The organism is Pseudomonas sp. G34 (assembly GCF_031119625.1).
In the GTDB taxonomy this organism is placed as follows: Bacteria; Pseudomonadota; Gammaproteobacteria; order Pseudomonadales; family Pseudomonadaceae; genus Aquipseudomonas.
Window position 1 is genome coordinate 1 of record NZ_JAVHZV010000023.1, and the last position, 18,173, is coordinate 18,173.

Genomic DNA, 18,173 nt, shown 5'->3' on the forward strand with positions numbered 1-18,173 from the left:
GGGGCGCAACAAAGAGGCTCAGTAAACGCGGTAATGGATAGTGCGATGCCGTGAGTGATACGCACACAAACTTGCCAGTCCGGTGTAAACCAAGCATTCCCCCTCATATGCGAAAACCCTTTTTAATGCCTGCTGACAGGCTCCGTCAGTGTGAATGCCTCGGCATGCCGCCGCTGCGCGCGATGATGCGCATGTGCAGGGTGGCCGGCTCCAGGCAGCCGCCGGTGGAGAGCTGGCCGACCAGTTGCCGGTACAGTTCCTGCCAGGGTGTTTGCGAGGCCGGGTAGCTCGGCTTCCAGACGGCGCGGCGACGCTGCATCTCCTCGTCGTCGATCAGCAGGTTGACCGAGCGGGCGTTGAGGTCGACGCGCAGCACGTCGTTGCTCTGCAGCAGCGCCAGGCCGCCGCCCACCGCCGCTTCCGGCGACATGTTGAGGATCGACGGGCTCGCCGAGGTGCCGCTCTGCCGGCCATCGCCCAGGCACGGCAGGGAGGTCACGCCCTGTTTGATCAGCGCCGCTGGTGGGTCCATGTTGACCACCTCGGCGCTGCCCGGATAACCCACCGGCCCGGCGCCACGCACCACCAGGATACAGCGCTCGTCGATATCCAGCGCCGGGTCGTTGATGCGCGCGTGGTAATCCTCGGGGCCCTCGAACACGATGGCCCGCGCCTCGAAGCTGTTCTCCTTGCCGGGTTCGGCCAGGTAGGTCTTGCGGAAGGCTTCGCCGACCACCGACATCTTCATGATCGCGCTATCGAAGAAATTGCCGCTGAGCACGATAAAGCCGGCGCTGTGCTTGAGTGGCTCGTCGTAGGGCAGGATCACCTCGCGGTTACCGGTCACTTTGCCTGCGACGATCTCGCCGATGCGACGGCCGCTGACCGTCATGCAGTCTTCGTGCAGGCGGCCGGCCTTCTGCAGTTCATGCATCACCGCCGGCACGCCACCGGCGTGGTGGAAGCCTTCGCCCAGGTACTTGCCGGCCGGCATGCAGTTGACCAGCAGCGGCACGCTCTCGCCGATGCGCTGCCAGTCCTCGAGGCTCAGCTCGATGCCCATGTGCCGGGCGATGGCGATCAGGTGCGGTGGGCAGTTGCTCGAGGCGCCGAGGGCCGAGGCCACGGCGATGGCGTTCTCGAAGGCTTCGCGGGTCATGATCTGCGAGGGGCGTACGTCCTGCATGACCAGCTCGCAGGTGCGCTTGCCGGTGGCGTAGGCCATCTGCCCGCGCTCGCGGTAGGGCGCGGGGATGCTGGCGCAGCCGGTCAGCGACATGCCCAGCGCTTCGGCCAGGGCATTCATCGACAGGGCCGTGCCCATGGTGTTGCAGTGGCCCACCGACGGCGAGGCGGCGGTGGTCATTTCCATGAAACCTTCGTAGTCGATCTCGCCGGCGGCCATCAGCTTGCGTGCATGCCAGAGCACGGTGCCCGAGCCGATCAGCTCGCCCTTGTGGTGGCCGTCGAGCATCGGCCCGCCGGACAGTACGATGGCCGGCAGGTCGGTGGTGGCGGCGGCCATCAGGCAGGCCGGGGTGGTCTTGTCGCAGCCGGTGGTCAGCACCACGCCGTCGAGCGGGTAGCCGTGGAGGATTTCCACCAGCCCCAGATAGGCCAGGTTGCGGTCCAGCGCGGCGGTGGGGCGGCGGCTCTGCTCGGCGATCGGGTGCACCGGAAATTCCATGGGAATGCCGCCGGCGTCGCGGATGCCGGCCTTGACCCGCTGGGCCAGCTCCAGGTGGTGGCGGTTGCAGGGCGTCAGGTCGCTGCCGGTCTGGGCGATGCCGATGATCGGCCGGCCCGACTGCAGCTCGCTGCGGGTCAGCCCGTAGTTCATGTAGCGCTCGACGTAGATGGCGGTCATGTCGGCGTGCTCGGGATCATCGAACCACTGCTGGCTGCGCAGCGGGCGTTTAGGGTCGGTCATGATTCGTTTCTCTTGTTCTTGAATGAATCGCGTCGCGCCGGGGCGGGACGGCTTAGCCCAGCAGGCCGCGGGCGCTGAGGTTTTTCAGCAGCGCCGTAACGCCGAAGGTCCAGGGCGCGGCCTTGTCGCTGGTGGTCACTTGATTGTGCAGGGCGCCCAGGCGCGGGCTGCTGATGCTCACGCGGTCGCCGATCTTGTGGGTGAAGCCGCTGCCGGGGTGATCGCGATCCTCGGTGGGGGCGAACAGGGTGCCGAGAAACAGCAGGAAACCGTCGGGGTACTGGTGCGAGGCGTTGAGCGTCTGGCCCGCCAGGTTCTGCGGGTCACGGCTGATCTGGTCCATGGAGCTGGAGCCCTTGAGCTTGTAGCCGTCGGTGCCCTCGACCTGAAGCTCGACCACGCAGGTGCGCACGCTATCGAGATCGAAATGCTCATCGAACAGGCGAATGAACGGGCCGATGGCGCAGGAGGCGTTGTTGTCCTTGGCCTTGCTGAGCAGCAGGGCGCTGCGGCCTTCCACGTCGCGCAGGTTGACGTCGTTGCCCAGGGTGGCGCCGTGGATCTGCCCGCGGCTGTTGACCGCCAGCACCACCTCCGGCTCCGGGTTGTTCCACTGCGAAATCGGGTGGATGCCGATCTCGCTGGCGCTGCCCACTGCGGCCAGAATCGGCGCCTTGGTGAAGATCTCCGCGTCGGGGCCGATGCCGACTTCCAGGTACTGCGACCACATGTTCTGCTCGATCAGCAGCTCCTTGAGGCGCATCGCCTGGGCCGAGCCGGGCTGCACGGCGCGCAGGTTGTCGCCGATCGCCTCGCGCACGATGGCCCGCACGCTCTGCGCCTTGGCAGCATCGCCGGCGGCTTTCTCCTCGATCACCCGCTCGATCATGCTGGCGGCGAAGGTCACCCCGGCGGCCTTGATCACCTGCAGGTCGGCGGGTGCCAGCAGATATGCCTGGCTCAGGTCGGCGTGGGAGCCGGTGTTGGCCAGCAGCGCCTCGATGCTGCCGACGAAGGTGCCGGGCGTGTCGCGCACCGCCTGCAGAGGATCATCGAGTTCCAGCAACTGGCTGAGGGTGGCGAAGCGGGCGGACAGGTCGAACACGCCGTCGGCGCGCAGCACGATAGGCGAGGGTCCGGCGACGGTGCCGGGAATCCAGGCGCGGCCGATCAGCGTGGCCGTGGCGGCGTCGGCGGGCAGGGTGTTTTCAGGGGTCAGTCGGATCGACATGGCGATGAATTCCGGGGTGCATGAAAGCTGCACGCTAGGCGGCGATGTGGATAAACTCCAATGGCATATTTTCAATTATCAATAACCTGACGTTATTGAATCGCTGGAGCTGCCCATGTCGGATCTGTCGTTCTCGAGCTTCTGCAACTGGCTGAAATTTCGCCACCTGACGCTCCTCGATACCCTGGGTCGCACCCGCAACATGCACCTGGCGGCCCAGCAGATGAACCTCAGCCAGCCGGCCCTGAGCAAGATGCTCAAGGAAATCGAGAGCCTGCTCGGCTTCACCGTGTTCGAGCGCCTGCCGCGCAGCATGCAGCCCACGCCGCTGGGCGCCCAGGTGCTGCGTTACGCGCACCTGGCGCTGAACGACGCGCGCACCTTCGTCGAGCAGATCAACAACCTCAGTGCCGGCGGCCACGGCCATCTCAAGGTCGGCGGCATCTTCGCCGCCACCGCGGTGGCACTGCCCGAGGCCATCGTGCAGATCAAGCAGCGCTGGCCGCTGCTGGCCATCGAGGTGGTCGAGCAGACCAGCGACCACCTGATGGAAATGCTCGAGGAGCGCAACCTGGATCTGGCCATCGGCCGCTTCACCGAGCAGAGCCAGCAGCAGCGCTATGACTTCCAGCCCCTGGCGCCGGAGCCGTTCTGCATCGTGGTCAACAGCCGCCACCCGCTGTGCGAGGCCGGGCCGATGACTCTGCAGGAGCTGGTCGACTGGCCGTGGATTCTCTACCCCAAGGGCACGCCGATCCGCGGGCGCATGGAAGACGTTTTCGCCAAGGCGCAGGTGGCGGTGCCGCGCAACACCATCGACACCATCTCCATGCAGACCTTTCTCAAGGTGCTGCAGGGCGGGCCGATGATCGGCATGCTGCCCGAGGCCATGGTGGTCGAGCACCTGGAAAGCGGCCTGTTGAAGAAGCTCGACACACCGTTCTACCTGATGCCCCAGGACTACGGGATTCTTACCCGCAAGGGCGATCAGCTGCTCGGCCCGGCCCGGGAATTCGCCGACATCCTGCTCGCCAACGCGCAGCGCGAGCGGGACTGATTCGATAACGCAAGGTTATCGATTAATCAGCAAATGCCATTGGGATTGAATCGATCCGCGGCATAGATTACCGGCCATCGTCACCCTGGCCGGGTAAGCGCCCTGGCCGCACGGCACTGCGCCACAGGCACCACTGCCTGCCGGGGCGACCCACATACCAGCCAGAGAGCCTCATCTGCTGTAACCGCATTGTCGCCAGGCGCCGCCCGGCGAAGCCCATTTCAATAAAAACAATCAGGCATGCACGCATGCCCAAGGGTCATCACCATGCAACCACGTACCGAGCCCTTGGCCGCGCCGGCGCGCGACCACGACAGCACCTTCGAGGATCGCACCTACCGCAAGGTCATCTTCAAGATCCTGCCCATCCTGCTGCTGTGCTACATGGCGGCCTACCTCGACCGGGTCAATATCGGCTTCGCCAAGCTGGATATGCTCGAAGACCTGCAGTTCAGCAACACCGTCTACGCCCTCGGCGCGAGCATGTTCTTCTGGGGCTACTTCCTGTTCGAGGTGCCCAGCAACCTGCTGCTGCACCGCCTCGGCGCGCGCTTCTGGATCGCCCGCATCATGTTCACCTGGGCACTGGTGTCGATGGCCGTGGCCTTTACCGTGCCACTGGCGCAGTTCTTCGGCGTCCAGTCGAGCACCATGTTCTACACCCTGCGTTTCCTGCTGGGCATCTGTGAAGCAGGCTTTTTCCCAGGCGTGATCCTGTACCTCAACTACTGGTTCCCGACCCACCGGCAGAGCCGCGTGATGTCCGGCTTCCTGCTTGCCCTGCCGATCAGCCTGGTGCTCGGTGGCATGCTCTCCGGCTGGCTGATGACCGCGATGCAGGGCGTGCACGGGCTGTCCGGCTGGCAGTGGATGCTGCTGATCGAGGGCCTGCCGTCGATCGTCATGGCGGTGGTGGTGATCGTCTGCCTGTGCGACAACATCGACAAGGCCAAGTGGCTGTCCACGGCAGAGAAGGCCATGCTCAAGGCCAACCTGCAGCAGGACAACAGCGGCAAGGCCTCGCGCCTGAGCGAGGCCTTCCTCAACCCGCGGGTGTGGCTGCTGGTGCTGATCCTGCTGACCTTCAACACCGGCTTCTACGGGCTGGCGTTCTGGATGCCGTCGATCATCAAGAGCGCGGGTATCACCAGCAGCCTGCACATCGGCCTGCTGACCGCCATCCCCTACGGCGTGGCCGCGGTGGCGATGCTGCTCAATGCACGCCACTCCAACCGCACCGGCGAGCGCCGCCTGCACGCTGCGATTCCGGCCTTCATCGGCGGTATCGGGCTGATGCTCAGCGCCTACTTCGCCCATGACATCGTGCTCTCGGTGCTGTTCCTGAGCGTCGCCGCCTCCGGCATTCTCAGCCTGATGCCGATCTACTGGACGCTGCCCGGCACCGTGCTGTCCGGCATCGCCGCGGCGGCCGGCATCGGCATCATCAACTCGTTCGGCAACCTGTCCGGCTTCACCGGCTCAATGATCACCGCCATGGCGGAAACCATGACCGGCGACATCAACAACGGCACCTACGTACTGGCTGGCTGCCTGTTCGTCAGCGGCGCGCTGATCATGGCCATCCCGCGCAGCATGCTCGGTACGCCCACCCGCACGCCGGTCGCCACGCCGACCGGCAGCCTAACCCTGGAGAAAGCATGAGCGAGATGCACGGCAAACGCGTGCTGATCACCGCCGCTGGCCAGGGCATCGGCCTGGCCAGTGCCCGGGCCTTCGCGGCGGCGGGCGCCGAGGTGATCGCCACCGATATAGACATCGGCACGCTGCAGGATGAGCCGGGGCTCACGGCCCTGCAGCTGGACGTCACCTCGGCCGAGGCCATCTCGGCGCTGGCCGAGCAGGTCGGCGCGCTGGACGTGCTGTTCAACTGCGCGGGCTACGTGCACGCCGGCAGCATTCTGGACTGCGACGAGGCCGCCTGGGAGCGCTCGCTGCAGCTCAACGTCACCGCCATGTACCGGATGATCCGCGCCACGTTGCCGGGCATGCTCGCCCGCGGTGGCGGCTCGATCATCAACATGGCCTCGGTGGCGTCGAGCATCAAGGGCGTGCCCAACCGCTGCGCCTACACCGCCAGCAAGGCAGCGGTGGTCGGCCTGACCAAGTCGGTGGCCGCCGACTACGTCCGCCAGGGCATTCGCTGCAACGCCATCTGCCCGGGCACCGTGGACTCGCCCTCGCTGCGTGCGCGCATCGCCGAGCAGGCGGCGCTGCAGGGCGTGGCCGAGGCGCAGGTGTACGGCCAGTTCGTCGCCCGCCAGCCCATGGGCCGCCTCGGCAGCGCCGAGGAAATCGCCCGGCTGGTGCTGTACCTTGGCTCCGACGCGTCTTCCTACACCACCGGTGCGCTGCACGTGATCGATGGCGGCATGAGCATCTGATCGTCTTGAACCTGAACAAGGACCCAACATGAAACTGCTACGTTACGGCGCCAAGGGCGCAGAGAAGCCAGGCCTGCTGGACGCCGACAACCAGATTCGTGACCTCTCCGGGCATGTGGCGGATATTGCCGGCGAGGTGCTGATGCCGGCTGGCCTGGCCGCGCTGGCGCAGCTCGACCCGGCCAGCCTGCCGGTAGTGACCGGCAACCCGCGCATCGGCGCCTGCGTCGGCCAGGTCGGCAAGTTGGTGTGCATCGGCCTCAACTATGCCGATCACGCCGCCGAGTCGGGGATGGAGGTGCCAGAAGAGCCGATCATCTTCAACAAGTGGACCAGCGCCATCTGCGGCCCCAACGACGCCATCGAGATTCCCCGCGGCTCGACCAAGACCGACTGGGAAGTGGAGCTGGGCGTGGTGATCGGCAAGGGCGGGCGCTACATCGACGAAGCCAACGCGATGGAGCACGTCGCCGGCTATTGCGTGATCAACGATGTGTCCGAGCGTGAATGGCAGCTCGAGCGCGGCGGCAGCTGGGACAAGGGCAAGGGTTTCGACACCTTCGGCCCGCTCGGCCCGTGGCTGGTGACCCGCGACGAAATCGCCGACCCGCATGCGCTGGACATGTGGCTGGAGGTCGACGGCCACCGTTACCAGCAGGGCAACACGCGCACGCTGATCTTCAACGTGCCGCAACTGATCGCCTACCTGAGCCGTTGCATGAGCCTGCAACCGGGGGACGTGATCTCCACCGGCACCCCGCCAGGCGTGGGCCTGGGCATCAAGCCCAAGCCGGTATTTCTGCGCGCCGGGCAGACCATCAGGCTGGGCATCGCCGGGCTGGGTGAGCAGCATCAGGTCACCGTACAGGCTGACTGAAGTGAAGACCAACTAAGGGGCCAGGCGGCCAATGCCCCTCAGCGCAGCGCTTTGCCGTGAGCGCTGCGCTGCCCCGTCTCCCTGGCGGGCGCGGCGCCGCGGCGAATGACGATACGCCGCGATCCCCTGGGCGCATCGCGCCGCGGTCGAATCGCCCCGCGTGCCGATGCTCGGCAGCCATGAACGGCCGCCGCTGCGACATCCCACAACCCCTCATCTGACCGCCCCAGTCACGCCGCCGATGTTACGCCGTGTGCCTCTGCCGGTCGGCTGCCCGGCAACCGCTTGGCAGAAAAACCTCGCAATCCGGCACTGCCGCATGAAGACCGGCGCCAGCTGGTCTACCTTGCCGGAAGCCTGTCGTGCGCTAGCCGCCATGCCCGATGCGCCACCGCTGCGGGGTGCCGCAATCCGGGCTATAGGGTTAGCTGGCCGGCGGATTCACAACGCTTAACGGTACAGCGCCTGCTGTTGTGTGATGAACTTCGCCGCTTTGATTGTTGGCACCGCAGTGCGGTCCGGTGGTCTGCTTGCTTTGCCAATGCTTACAATTTCCGCATTGGCCCATGCCCATCGGCATGGAATGCAGCGACGCGACTCCGGTAAGGTACGCGCTTCGCTTAGGCGACCCGGCTTTACTCGAATAAATAACAAAGGGAGCAACACATGAAAGCACTTCCATTGGCTTTGGCCCTCTCCGCTGGCCTTTCTCTGGCCGCCATGGGTGGCGTCGCCCAGGCGCAGGATAAATTCGTGACCATCGGCACTGGTGGCCAGACGGGCGTCTACTACGTGGCCGGTCAGTCGATCTGCCGCTTCGTCAACCGTGACTCCTCGAAAACCGGCATCAGGTGCAACGCGCCAGCCAGCGGCGGTGGCGTGGCCAACGTCAACGGCCTGCGTTCGGGCGAGTACAACTTCGGCATCATGCAGTCCGACCACCAGTACAAGGCCATGAAGGGCGAGGCGCCGTTCGAGGCCCAGGGCGCGATGGAAGACCTGCGTGCGGTGTTCTCCCTGCAAAGCGAAGTGTTCACCGTGCTGGCCCGCAAGGACGCCAACATCAAGGGCCTCGATGACCTCAAGGGCAAGCGTGTGAACATCGGCAACCCTGGTTCCGGCCAGCGCGATACGCTGGAAGAGATCATGCGCATCAAGGGCTGGGACAAGTCGGTGTTCAGGCTGGCCTCCGAACTCAAGCCGGCCGAGCAGGCCAGCGCCCTGAGCGACAACAACATCGACGCCATGACCTATTTCGTCGGTCATCCCAATGGCGCCATCCAGGAAGCCACTACCACCGTCGACGCCGTGCTGGTGCCGGTTACCGGCCCGGACATCGACAAACTGCTGAGCGAGAAGAGCTACTACACCAAGGCCGAGATTCCGGGTGGCCTGTACAAGGGTAGCGACGCGGCCACGCAATCGATCGGTGGCAAGGCGGTACTGTCGGTCAGCTCCAAGACCGATGCCGACGTGGTGTACCAGCTGGTCAAGTCGGTGTTCGAGAACCTCGATCGCTTCCGCAAGCTGCACCCGGCCTTCGCCGACCTGAAAGAAGAAGACATGATCAAGGTCGGTCTCACCGCCCCGCTGCATGAAGGTGCCGAGCGTTACTACAAGGAGCGTGGCTGGCTGTAAGGCGCAGCGCGCAACCGTTTAACTGCTTCGTCAACCCGCGCACCGCAAGGGCGCGGGTTTTCTGCGATCCGCATGGCTGAATTCAGGCAAATCCATGACCACTCATAATGTATCTTCCGAAGAACTGATCGCGCAGGAAGTGGGGGCGCGCAGCCCCCAGGGCGCGATGGCCAAGGTGATCGCCGGGCTGGCCCTGGCCTGGTCCCTGTTCCAGTTATGGATAGCATCGCCGCTGCCCTTCATGGTGGGCATCGGGGTTTTCAACGACACCCAGACGCGCGCCATTCACCTGGCCTTCGCGCTGCTCCTGGCGTTTCTCGCCTACCCGGCCTTCAAGCGCTCGCCCCGTGAGCGCGTACCGCTTTTCGACGTGGCCCTGGGCCTCGTCAGTGCCGCCACGGCGGCCTACCTGTTCGTGTTCTACGAGCAGCTTGCGCAGCGCCCGGGCAACCTGACCACGGCGGATCTGGTCACCGCCTGCATCGGCATCCCGCTACTGCTCGAAGCCACGCGCCGCGCCCTGGGCCCGGCCCTGGCGGTGATCGCGGCGATCTTCCTGGTCTACAGCCTGGCGGGGCCTTACATGCCGGCCATGCTGGCGCACCGCGGCGTCAGCCTGAACGCCCTGGCCAACCACCAGTGGATCACCACCGAAGGCGTGTTCGGCATCGCCCTGGGCGTGTCGACCAGTTTCGTGTTCCTGTTCGTGCTGTTCGGCGCCCTGCTCGAACGCGCTGGCGCCGGCCACTATTTCATCCAGCTGGCCTTCAGCCTGCTCGGCCACATGCGCGGTGGGCCGGCCAAGGCCGCCGTGGTGTCGTCGGGCCTGACCGGCCTGATCTCCGGTTCGTCGATTGCCAACGTGGTCACCACCGGCACCTTCACCATCCCGATGATGAAGCGCACCGGGTTCAGCGCCGAAAAGGCCGGTGCCGTGGAAGTGGCCTCGTCGGTCAACGGCCAGATCATGCCGCCGGTGATGGGGGCTGCGGCCTTCCTGATGGTCGAATACATCGGCATGCCGTACATCGAGGTGGTCAAGCATGCCTTCCTGCCGGCGCTGATTTCCTATATCGCGCTGTTCTACATCGTGCACCTGGAGTCGTTGAAGCTCGGCCTCAAGGCGCTGCCGCGCAACAGCGCGCCCAAGCCCTGGCTGACCCGCCTGCTCGGCCTGGCCTTTGGCGCGGCGCTGATCAGCGGTATCTCCCTGGCGGTGTATTACGGCCTCGGCTGGATGAAGCCGGCCCTCGGCGACGCCGCCAGCTGGGTCATCGGCGTGCTGCTGCTGATCGCCTACGTGGCGCTGCTCAAGATCGCCGCCAGTAATCCGCCACTGCCACCGGAAGACCCCAACACGCCATTGGAAAAACTGCCGGAAACCCGCCCGGTGCTGCTCTCGGGCCTGCATTTCCTGCTGCCGGTGGTGGTGCTGGTGTGGTGCCTGATGGTCGAGCGCCTGTCGCCGGGGTTGTCGGCGTTCTGGGGCAGCATGATCCTGGTGTTCATCCTGGTGACCCAGCGGCCGCTGCTCAATCGCCTGCGCCGCGACGGCAGCCACGAGCACGGCTCGTTCGGCGACGGCCTGGTGGACCTGCGTGAAGGCCTGATCGCCGGCGCCCGCAACATGATCGGCATCGGCATCGCCACCGCGGCGGCGGGCATCATCGTCGGCGCGGTGTCGCAGACCGGCGTCGGTCTGGTGCTGGCCGACGTGGTCGAGCTGCTGTCGATGGGCAACCTGCTGCTGATGCTCATCCTCACCGCGATTCTCAGCCTGATCCTCGGCATGGGCCTGCCGACCACCGCGAACTACATCGTGGTGTCCAGCCTGCTGGCGCCGGTGATCGTCTCGCTGGGCCAGCAGAATGGCCTGATCGTGCCGCTGATCGCCGTGCACCTGTTCGTCTTCTACTTCGGCATCATGGCCGACGTCACGCCGCCGGTCGGCCTGGCCTCGTTCGCTGCCGCGGCGGTATCCAAGGGCGACCCGATCCGTACCGGCATCACCGCCTTCTACTACAGCCTGCGCACCGCGGTGCTGCCGTTCCTGTTCATCTTCAACACCGACCTGTTGCTGATCGACGTGGACTTCTGGCACGGCGTGCTGATCTTCGTGATCGCCACGGTGGCGATGTTGCTGTTCGCCGCCGGCACCCAGGGTTACTTCCTGGTGCGCAACCGCTGGTACGAAAACATCGCGCTATTGCTGCTGGCCTTCTCGCTGTTCCGCCCGGGCTTCTGGATGGACATGCTGGTCGACCCCTACCGCGACATCCCGCCGGCGCAGATGGCCCAGGCGCTGGAGCAGGTCGAGGAGCAGAGCGAGCTGCGCCTGCGCGTACACGGCGAGGATGCGGTCGGCCAGCCACGCACCTTCACCGTGGTGTTGCCGATCCCGGAAAAAGGTACGGGCGAGGAACGCCTCGAAGCGCTGGGCCTGTCGCTCTACGAGGAAGATGGCAAGACCCTGATCGACACCGTGGCCTTCAGCAGCCCGGCCGAAGCCGCTGGCCTGGCGTTCGACCAGGAGATCCTCAGCGTGCGGGCGCCCACCGAGCGTGCGCCGAAAGAGCTGATCTGGATTCCCTCGCTGTTGCTGATGGGGCTGGTGATCTGGGGCCAGCGTCGGCGCCTGAAGGCTCAGCCTGCGCTGTAAGGCACAAGGCTGGCGCGCCGTGGCGCGTCAGCCCTGATCGATCCCTGGGGCCGGCAATCGGCCCCAGCTTGTTTTCGTGACCCTGGTCAGCGCGCTGCCCAGGCGTTGAAGCGCTCTTCCAGTTCCTCGCCGTGGTCGATCCAGAACTCGGCGTTGACCAGTTGCGCACCGGCCATGTTGGCCTCGGCGGTCGGCAGTTGCGCCTGCACCTCGGCGGGCAGCTGCGGCAGCGTCTGCTTGTGCACCGGGCCGTAGGGGATCTGGCTGGAGAACACCTTCTGGGTGTCGGCCTGGCTGGCGAACTGGATGAAGCGTTCGGCCAGGGCCTTGTTCGGGCTGCCCTTGACGATGGCCCAGTGCTCGGGGTCGTACAGGCTGCCGTTCCAGGAGATCTTCAGCTTGGCGCCTTCCTTCTGGGCCACGCCGATACGGCCGTTGTAGGCGGCGGACATGACCACGTCACCGGCCAGCAGCCACTGCGGCGGTTGGGCACCGGCTTCCCACCACTGGATGGAGCCCTTGATGGCGTCCAGCTTCTTGAAGGCGCGGTCGACGCCTTGCGGGGTGCCGAGCACCTTGTAGAGATCCTCGCGGCTCACGCCGTCGGCCAGCAGGGCGGCTTCGAGGCTGTACTTGGCGCTCTTGCGCAACCCACGCTTGCCGGGAAATTTCTCCAGGTCCCAGAAATCCGCCCAGGAGGTAGGGGCGGTTTTCAGCTTGTCGCCGTTGTAGGCCATCACCATCGACCACACGTAGGTGGCCACGCCGCATTCGCTCACGGTGCCGGGAATGTACTGGTTGGCATCGCCGAGAATGGCCGGGTCGATGCGCTCGAACAGGCCCTCTTCGCAGCCGCGCTGCAGCTCGGGGCTTTCCACCTCGACCACGTCCCAGGTCACCTGGCCGACATCGACCATGGCTTTGACCTTGGACAGCTCGCCGTTGTATTCGCCAGCCACTACCCGGGCGGCACCGCTCTGCTCGAAGGGTTTGAAGTAGGCGGCGGTCTGCGCGACCTTGGTGGCGCCGCCGAAGGAAATCACCGTGAGGCTGTCGTCGGCCAGCGCCGCGCTGCTGGCGCCGGCCAGCATGGACAGGCCGATGGCGGCGCGGATGGATGGACGCAAGTGCTTGAACATGGAAACTCCCTCGCTGTTTTTTCGTTGTAGTGAGAACAGGGGCAGTAGGGCCGAAGCGGCGAAGCGGCGCGTTGTGCCACGCGTCAGCGAAATCGTTGTTGTTGTGCCGCCCCTGGTGCTTGCCGGGCGGGAACTGTCGTTCAGGTGAGGGCCATGGTGCGTCAGTCGGGCAAGAACGAAAATTAGTAAAAATATGCTCGGGACTTACGAAAAACCTTTGCAAGGCAACGCCCCGCCAGGGCGCGTTGTTGGAGTAAGGTGCAGGCAGTAATTGCAATTGCGGCGAGACCGACACGTGGCTTCCTACACCCTGCGGCAACTCAAGTACTTCGTCACCACGGTAGAGGCGGGCAGCGTGGCCGAAGCGTCACGCCAGCTGTACATCGCCCAGCCGTCCATCTCCACGGCGATCAAGGGGCTGGAAGAGAGCTTTGGCGTGCAGCTGTTCATCCGTCACCACGCCCAGGGCGTGTCGCTGACGCCGAGCGGCGCGCGCTTCTACGAGAAGGCCCAGCAGCTGCTGCGCATGGCCCGCGAGTTCGAGCAGAACGCCCTGGCCGACAACGACATCGTCGCCGGGCAGATCGATATCGGCTGCTTCGAAACCGTGGCGCCGCTCTACCTGCCGCAGCTGATCGCCGGCTTTCGCGAACGCTACCCGGGCGTGGACATCCGCATCCGCGATGGTGAGCAGCAGGAGCTGGTGCAGGGCCTGACCGCTGGCGCGTTCGACCTGGCGTTTCTCTACGAGCACGACCTCGACGGCACCATCGCCACCGAGCCGTTGATGGCGCCGCAAAAGCCCTACGTGCTGCTACCCGAGAACCATCGCTTCGCCGGCCAGGCCCAGGTGTCACTGCGCGACCTGTGCCTGGAACCGATGATCCTGCTCGACGTGCCTCCGAGCCGCACCTACTTCGTCAGCCTGTTCCACGAACTGGGGCTTACCCCCAATATCGTCTTCAGTTCGCCATCCATCGAGATGGTGCGCGGCATGGTCGGCCAGGGCTTCGGCTTCTCCCTGCTGGTCACCAAACCCCATTCGGAATGCACCTACGACGGCAAGCGCGTGGTCACCGTGGACATCACCGAGCCCGTTGCCACCTCCGGGCTGGTGGCTGCGCGCCTCAAGCGTGGCCAGCTCACCAAACCGGCGCAGCTGTTCGTGGATTTCTGCAAGGCGCACCTGGCGCATCTATAAGCGCGGTTGCGGCGTGTGCGCCAGGCAGTCCGCTAACTGCAGATGGCCAAATTCAATGGCTGGCGAGTACCAGTTCCTGCAAACGCTGGCTGTCGATGGCGCGGCAGATGCCCTCGGGCTTCTGCATCGGTGCGTCCTCGGCGGCGAGCATGGCGTTGAGCACCGCCTCGTCGGTGGCCTGCACGGCGGCCAGGTAGAGCGCGTCGAAACACTCGTCGTTGAGGTAGTCGAGGTTAAGGCGGGTTTGCGACACCTGCGGCAAGGGCCGGGGGTTGGCCACGCTGAAGGCGAGGAAGATATCGCCAGAGTTGTTGCCACCCGGCGTGCCGGCCAGGGCGATGCCGAGGCCGGCGCGCTGGGCCAGGCGCTTGAGCTGATGCGGCAGCAGCGGCGCGTCGGTGGCGAGGATGACGATGATCGAACCACGCTCGCGCTCCAGCCCGGCCGGCAGGTCATCCTCCAGGCGCTCGCCGACCGGCACGCCGCACACCTTGAGCCAGGCGCGCTGGCCATGGTTGGCCTGCACCAGAGCGCCGAGCGTGTAGGTCTGGCCGTCGATCTCGACAAGACGCGAAGCGCTGCCGGTGCCGCCCTTGTAGCCGTAGCAGATCATGCCGTTGCCGCCGCCGACGTTGCCTTCGGCGATGGCGCCGCCCTTGGCCGCCTCCAGCGCGGCCAGGGCATCGGCCTCGCTGACATGCTGGCCGTTGATGTCGTTGATCACCCCGTCGTAGGTTTCGGCCACCACCGGCATGGCCCATAGGTGCTCGCGCTGCCAGGCGTCGGCGTACTGGCGGATGGTCCAGCGTGTGGCCGCGTGGTGGACGATGCCGACGCTGTGCGAGTTGGTGATGCACAGCGGGCCGACGAAGTAGCCACCGTGTTCGATCCAGTGGGTGCCGGTCATCTCGCCATTACCATTGAGCGCATGAAACCCCGCCCATACCGGCTGCGGCTCGCTATCGCGGCCACGGGGCAGAATGGCGGTGACCCCGGTCTGGATACGCCGGCCATTGTCGGCCACGCCATTGAGGGTGCGGTAGCCGACCAGCACGCCGGGCACGTCGGTGATGGCGTTGTACGGGCCGGGGGTGCCGGGCAGCGGCAGGCCGAGTTCGCGGGCGCGCGGTTTAGCCATGGTAGTCATCCTGGGAAGTGGCGGGCTTGCGGTTGCGCAGGTACAGGCCGAGGGCGGCGATCAGCAGCGAGGCGATCAGCAGCAGGGTGGCGATGGCATTGATCTCCGGCTTGATGCCGCGGCGGATCATGCCGTAGATGAACACCGGCAGCGTGGTGGAATCGACCCCGGCGATGAAGTAGGTGATCACCAGGTCGTCCATCGAGATGATGAACGCCAGCAGCGCGCCGCCGACCACGCCTGGCAGGATCTGCGGCAGGGTCACGCGGCGGAAGGTGGTCCAGGGCGAGGCGCCGAGATCGGCTGAGGCCTCTTCCAGGCGCGTATCCATGCCGGCCAGGCGTGCGCTGACGATGAGGAACACGTAGCTGATCAGAAAGGTGCAGTGACCGATGATGATCGACAGCTTGCCCAGCGGCAGGCCGACGCCGACGAAGAAGATCAGCAGGGCGATGCCAAGCACGATGTCGGGCATCAGCATCGGCATGAACAACAACACCCGATAGAACTTCTGCAGGCGAAAGCGATAGCGCGCCAGTGCCAGCGCGGTGAGCGTGCCGATCACCGTGGAGATCGCCGTGGTGGTCAGCGCCACCACCAGGCTGGTGCGCAGCGCGGCCAGCAACTGGTCGGTGGACTCGACGTACAGCGCGTTCTCGCTGAGACTGGTGGACAGGCCGAACAGCGAGCGATACCAGTCCAGGCTGAAGCCGTCCCAGATCATCATGTTGATCGGGTTGCCGTTGAACGAGTAGGCGACGATCAGGCCAATCGGCAGGTACAGGAAGACGAAGAAGGCCAGGCTGTAGCCGCCCAGCAGACGGCGCCCGAGACGTGCGAGCAAGGCGTTCATCGGCTGGCCTCCTGTGCGCTGTTGCGCCCTTGCGCCAGCACGTAGAGCACCAGGCACACCAGCACCGCGGCCATCAGCAGCATCGCCAGGGCGGCGCCGAACGGCCAGTTGCGCGCGGCGAGAAACTGCTGCTCGACCAGGCTGCCGATCATCAGCACCCGCGCGCCGCCAAGCAGCGACGGCACGATGAAGTTACCCAGGCTGGGGATGAAGACGATGATCGAGCCGGCGGCGATGCCCGGCAAGGTCAGCGGGAATATCACCTTCCAGAAGCTCTGCCAGCGGCTCGCGCCGAGGTCGGCAGAGGCCTCCAGCAGGCGCTTGTCGAGCTTCTCGACGCTGGCATAGACGGGCATGAACATGAACGGGATGAAGATGTAGGTCATGCCGATCAGCACCGCCGTCTCGGTGTAGATCAGCTCCATCGGGTTGTGGATGCCCAGCGCCAGCAGCGTGGTGTTGATGAAGCCGCTGGGACGCAGGATCAGCAACCAGGCGTACAGACGCACGATCAGGCTGGTGAAGAACGGCAGGGTGATCAGGAACAGGCAGAAGTTGCGCATCCGCTCCGGCTGTCGAGCCACCCAGAAGGCCGCCGGGTAGCACAGCGCCAGGGTCGCCAGCACGGTCAGCGCGGCCAGCTTGAACGAGCGCAGGATGATTTCCAGATAGACCGGGTCGAAGTCCTCATTGGTGCCATCAGCCCAGCCCAGCACCCGGCCGAAGTTGTCCGGGTAGAAGCTCCACTCCACGCCGCCATAGAGCCCCGGTTCGAGCAGGCTGTACACAGCCATGATGCTCAACGGGGCGAGAAAGAACACGCCGATGATCAGCGTTACCGGGGTCAACAGGCCGACCAGGCGCAGGCGCTCACGCATTAGCATCAGGCGCCTCCGGGAATCAGGTGCGCGGCCGTAAGTCCATACCAGAGCTGCACGCTGTCGCCCGTGCGCAGGCGTTGCAAGCCCTGCTGGGCGGCGTCGCGCAATACCGCCTTGACCAGGCGGCCGTGGCCGGTGCGCAGCAGCAGCTCGAAATCCTTGCCGATGAACAGCAGTTGTTCCAGGCGCCCTTCCAGCGCGGCGAAGCCTTCGCCGGGGCAGTGCAGGTGGAACTGCTCGGGGCGCAACATGAGCTGGGCGTACTGGCCGAGACGCAGGTCGGGGTGGCGCGCCTGCAGCAGGTCGCCCTGGCTGTCGAGCAGATACGCGATGCCGTCGCTGACCGAGCCGACGTGCACATCGAACAGGTTGCTCTCGCCGATGAAGCCGGCGACGAAGGCGTTGGCCGGGCGATGGTAGATTTCTGCCGGGGCGCCGATCTGCTGGATATGGCCGCTATTGAGCACGACGATGCGGTCGCTCATGGTCAGCGCTTCTTCCTGGTCATGGGTGACGAACACGAAGGCGATGCCCAGCTCGTGCTGCAGGGTCTTCAACTCGCGCTGCATGGCCTGGCGCAACTGGCGGTCGAGGGCCGACAGCGGCTCGTCGAGCAGCAGCAGCGCCGGGCGGTCGACGATGGCGCGGGCCAGTGCCACGCGCTGCTGCTGGCCACCTGAAAGCTGGCCGGGCTTGCGCCGCTGCATGCCGGCCAGGCCGACCATCTCCAATGCCTGGCCGACGCGCTGGTGTTTCTCGGCCTTGGCCACGCCGCGTACGTCCAGCGCATAGCCGACGTTGTCACCGATGCTCATGTGCGGGAACAGCGCATAGCTCTGGAACACCGTGTGCACCGGGCGGCGGTGCGGCGGCACGCTGTTCATCGGCTGGCCCTGGATCAGCAGCTCACCACCATCGAGTTGCTCGAAGCCACTGATGATGCGCAGCAACGTGGTCTTGCCGCAGCCGGACGGCCCCAGCAGGGTGACGAACTCATTGGCGCCGACGGCCAGGTCGAGGCCGTCGAGGGCGCGCACCAGATGTCCCTCGGGGGCACGGTAGTGCTTCACCGCGCCACGGATCTCGACCACCGGCGCGGTTTGGGTGAAAGCGGTCATGGAAAACTCCACTGAAGGTTGCAGCGGTCGCGGCTGAAGCCCCTCCCAC

The 18,173-nt window shown here is 65.7% G+C and carries 14 protein-coding genes; 7 read left to right on the top strand and 7 right to left on the bottom strand.

Annotation, left to right across the window (positions count from 1 at the left end):
• Positions 1–145 precede the first annotated feature (145 nt).
• Both QYS36_RS14795 and QYS36_RS14800 read right to left on the bottom strand, forming a co-directional pair.
• Entirely contained in the window at positions 146–1,930 is a 1,785-nt protein-coding gene (locus QYS36_RS14795) for an IlvD/Edd family dehydratase (RefSeq protein WP_308840202.1), read from the bottom strand.
• A gap of 52 nt (positions 1,931–1,982) precedes the next feature.
• On the bottom strand, positions 1,983–3,161 hold the full coding sequence (locus QYS36_RS14800; RefSeq protein ID WP_308840203.1) for a fumarylacetoacetate hydrolase family protein: 1,179 nt from the start codon (positions 3,159–3,161) through the stop codon (positions 1,983–1,985).
• A gap of 115 nt (positions 3,162–3,276) precedes the next feature.
• Between QYS36_RS14800 and QYS36_RS14805 the strand changes: the two genes are divergently transcribed.
• From QYS36_RS14805 to QYS36_RS14830, 6 genes are all read left to right on the top strand, one after another.
• Positions 3,277–4,218, top strand: a complete 942-nt coding sequence (locus QYS36_RS14805) for a LysR family transcriptional regulator (protein WP_308840204.1) — start codon at positions 3,277–3,279, stop codon at positions 4,216–4,218.
• 267 nt (positions 4,219–4,485) lie between these two features.
• Positions 4,486–5,880, top strand: coding sequence for an MFS transporter (locus QYS36_RS14810; RefSeq protein WP_308840205.1), 1,395 nt, complete (start codon positions 4,486–4,488; stop codon positions 5,878–5,880).
• On the top strand, positions 5,877–6,620 hold the full coding sequence (locus QYS36_RS14815) for an SDR family oxidoreductase (RefSeq protein WP_308840206.1): 744 nt from the start codon (positions 5,877–5,879) through the stop codon (positions 6,618–6,620). Before QYS36_RS14810 ends, QYS36_RS14815 begins: the two co-directional genes overlap by 4 nt.
• A 28-nt stretch (positions 6,621–6,648) precedes the next feature.
• Positions 6,649–7,497, top strand: coding sequence for an ureidoglycolate lyase (locus tag QYS36_RS14820; RefSeq protein WP_308840207.1), 849 nt, complete (start codon positions 6,649–6,651; stop codon positions 7,495–7,497).
• A 666-nt stretch (positions 7,498–8,163) separates the two neighbouring features.
• The gene (locus QYS36_RS14825; protein ID WP_308840208.1) at positions 8,164–9,135 is read left to right on the top strand and encodes a TAXI family TRAP transporter solute-binding subunit; all 972 of its coding nucleotides are present in this window, start codon (positions 8,164–8,166) and stop codon (positions 9,133–9,135) included.
• 94 nt (positions 9,136–9,229) lie between these two features.
• Positions 9,230–11,794 carry a TRAP transporter permease gene (locus QYS36_RS14830; RefSeq protein WP_308840209.1) on the top strand — a complete coding sequence of 855 codons (2,565 nt, stop codon included), beginning with the start codon at positions 9,230–9,232 and terminating at the stop codon, positions 11,792–11,794.
• Positions 11,795–11,880: 86 nt separating this feature from the next.
• Here QYS36_RS14830 and QYS36_RS14835 read toward each other — a convergent pair whose 3' ends face one another.
• Entirely contained in the window at positions 11,881–12,885 is a 1,005-nt protein-coding gene (locus tag QYS36_RS14835) for an ABC transporter substrate-binding protein (protein ID WP_374990463.1), read from the bottom strand.
• A 343-nt stretch (positions 12,886–13,228) separates the two neighbouring features.
• On the opposite strand from QYS36_RS14835, the gene QYS36_RS14840 reads away from it, so the two are divergent.
• Positions 13,229–14,134 carry a LysR family transcriptional regulator gene (locus tag QYS36_RS14840; RefSeq protein ID WP_308840211.1) on the top strand — a complete coding sequence of 302 codons (906 nt, stop codon included), beginning with the start codon at positions 13,229–13,231 and terminating at the stop codon, positions 14,132–14,134.
• Between the two features lie 52 nt (positions 14,135–14,186).
• On the opposite strand, the gene QYS36_RS14845 is transcribed toward QYS36_RS14840, so the two are convergent.
• The 4 genes from QYS36_RS14845 to QYS36_RS14860 are packed head-to-tail and all read right to left on the bottom strand — an operon-like array spanning position 14,187 to position 18,124.
• Positions 14,187–15,272 carry a P1 family peptidase gene (locus QYS36_RS14845; RefSeq protein ID WP_308840212.1) on the bottom strand — a complete coding sequence of 362 codons (1,086 nt, stop codon included), beginning with the start codon at positions 15,270–15,272 and terminating at the stop codon, positions 14,187–14,189.
• On the bottom strand, positions 15,265–16,125 hold the full coding sequence (locus QYS36_RS14850; RefSeq protein WP_308840213.1) for an ABC transporter permease: 861 nt from the start codon (positions 16,123–16,125) through the stop codon (positions 15,265–15,267). The genes QYS36_RS14845 and QYS36_RS14850 overlap by 8 nt, the downstream gene beginning before the upstream one ends.
• On the bottom strand, positions 16,122–17,009 hold the full coding sequence (locus QYS36_RS14855) for an ABC transporter permease (RefSeq protein WP_308840214.1): 888 nt from the start codon (positions 17,007–17,009) through the stop codon (positions 16,122–16,124). Before QYS36_RS14855 ends, QYS36_RS14850 begins: the two co-directional genes overlap by 4 nt.
• The gene (locus QYS36_RS14860) at positions 17,009–18,124 is read right to left on the bottom strand and encodes an ABC transporter ATP-binding protein (RefSeq protein WP_308840215.1); all 1,116 of its coding nucleotides are present in this window, start codon (positions 18,122–18,124) and stop codon (positions 17,009–17,011) included. The genes QYS36_RS14855 and QYS36_RS14860 overlap by 1 nt, the downstream gene beginning before the upstream one ends.
• Between the last annotated feature and the right edge of the window lie 49 nt (positions 18,125–18,173).

Excerpts from the sequence above, each read along its gene's own strand:
- QYS36_RS14795 (WP_308840202.1), bottom strand. The coding sequence starts at position 1,930 with ATGACCGACCCTAAACGCCCGCTGCGCAGCCAGCAGTGGTTCGATGAT.
- QYS36_RS14800 (WP_308840203.1), bottom strand. The coding sequence starts at position 3,161 with ATGTCGATCCGACTGACCCCTGAAAACACCCTGCCCGCCGACGCCGCC.
- QYS36_RS14805 (WP_308840204.1), top strand. The coding sequence starts at position 3,277 with ATGTCGGATCTGTCGTTCTCGAGCTTCTGCAACTGGCTGAAATTTCGC.
- QYS36_RS14810 (WP_308840205.1), top strand. The coding sequence starts at position 4,486 with ATGCAACCACGTACCGAGCCCTTGGCCGCGCCGGCGCGCGACCACGAC.
- QYS36_RS14815 (WP_308840206.1), top strand. The coding sequence starts at position 5,877 with ATGAGCGAGATGCACGGCAAACGCGTGCTGATCACCGCCGCTGGCCAG.
- QYS36_RS14820 (WP_308840207.1), top strand. The coding sequence starts at position 6,649 with ATGAAACTGCTACGTTACGGCGCCAAGGGCGCAGAGAAGCCAGGCCTG.
- QYS36_RS14825 (WP_308840208.1), top strand. The coding sequence starts at position 8,164 with ATGAAAGCACTTCCATTGGCTTTGGCCCTCTCCGCTGGCCTTTCTCTG.
- QYS36_RS14830 (WP_308840209.1), top strand. The coding sequence starts at position 9,230 with ATGACCACTCATAATGTATCTTCCGAAGAACTGATCGCGCAGGAAGTG.
- QYS36_RS14835 (WP_374990463.1), bottom strand. The coding sequence starts at position 12,885 with ATGCTGGCCGGCGCCAGCAGCGCGGCGCTGGCCGACGACAGCCTCACG.
- QYS36_RS14845 (WP_308840212.1), bottom strand. The coding sequence starts at position 15,272 with ATGGCTAAACCGCGCGCCCGCGAACTCGGCCTGCCGCTGCCCGGCACC.
- QYS36_RS14850 (WP_308840213.1), bottom strand. The coding sequence starts at position 16,125 with ATGAACGCCTTGCTCGCACGTCTCGGGCGCCGTCTGCTGGGCGGCTAC.
- QYS36_RS14855 (WP_308840214.1), bottom strand. The coding sequence starts at position 17,009 with ATGCTAATGCGTGAGCGCCTGCGCCTGGTCGGCCTGTTGACCCCGGTA.
- QYS36_RS14860 (WP_308840215.1), bottom strand. The coding sequence starts at position 18,124 with ATGACCGCTTTCACCCAAACCGCGCCGGTGGTCGAGATCCGTGGCGCG.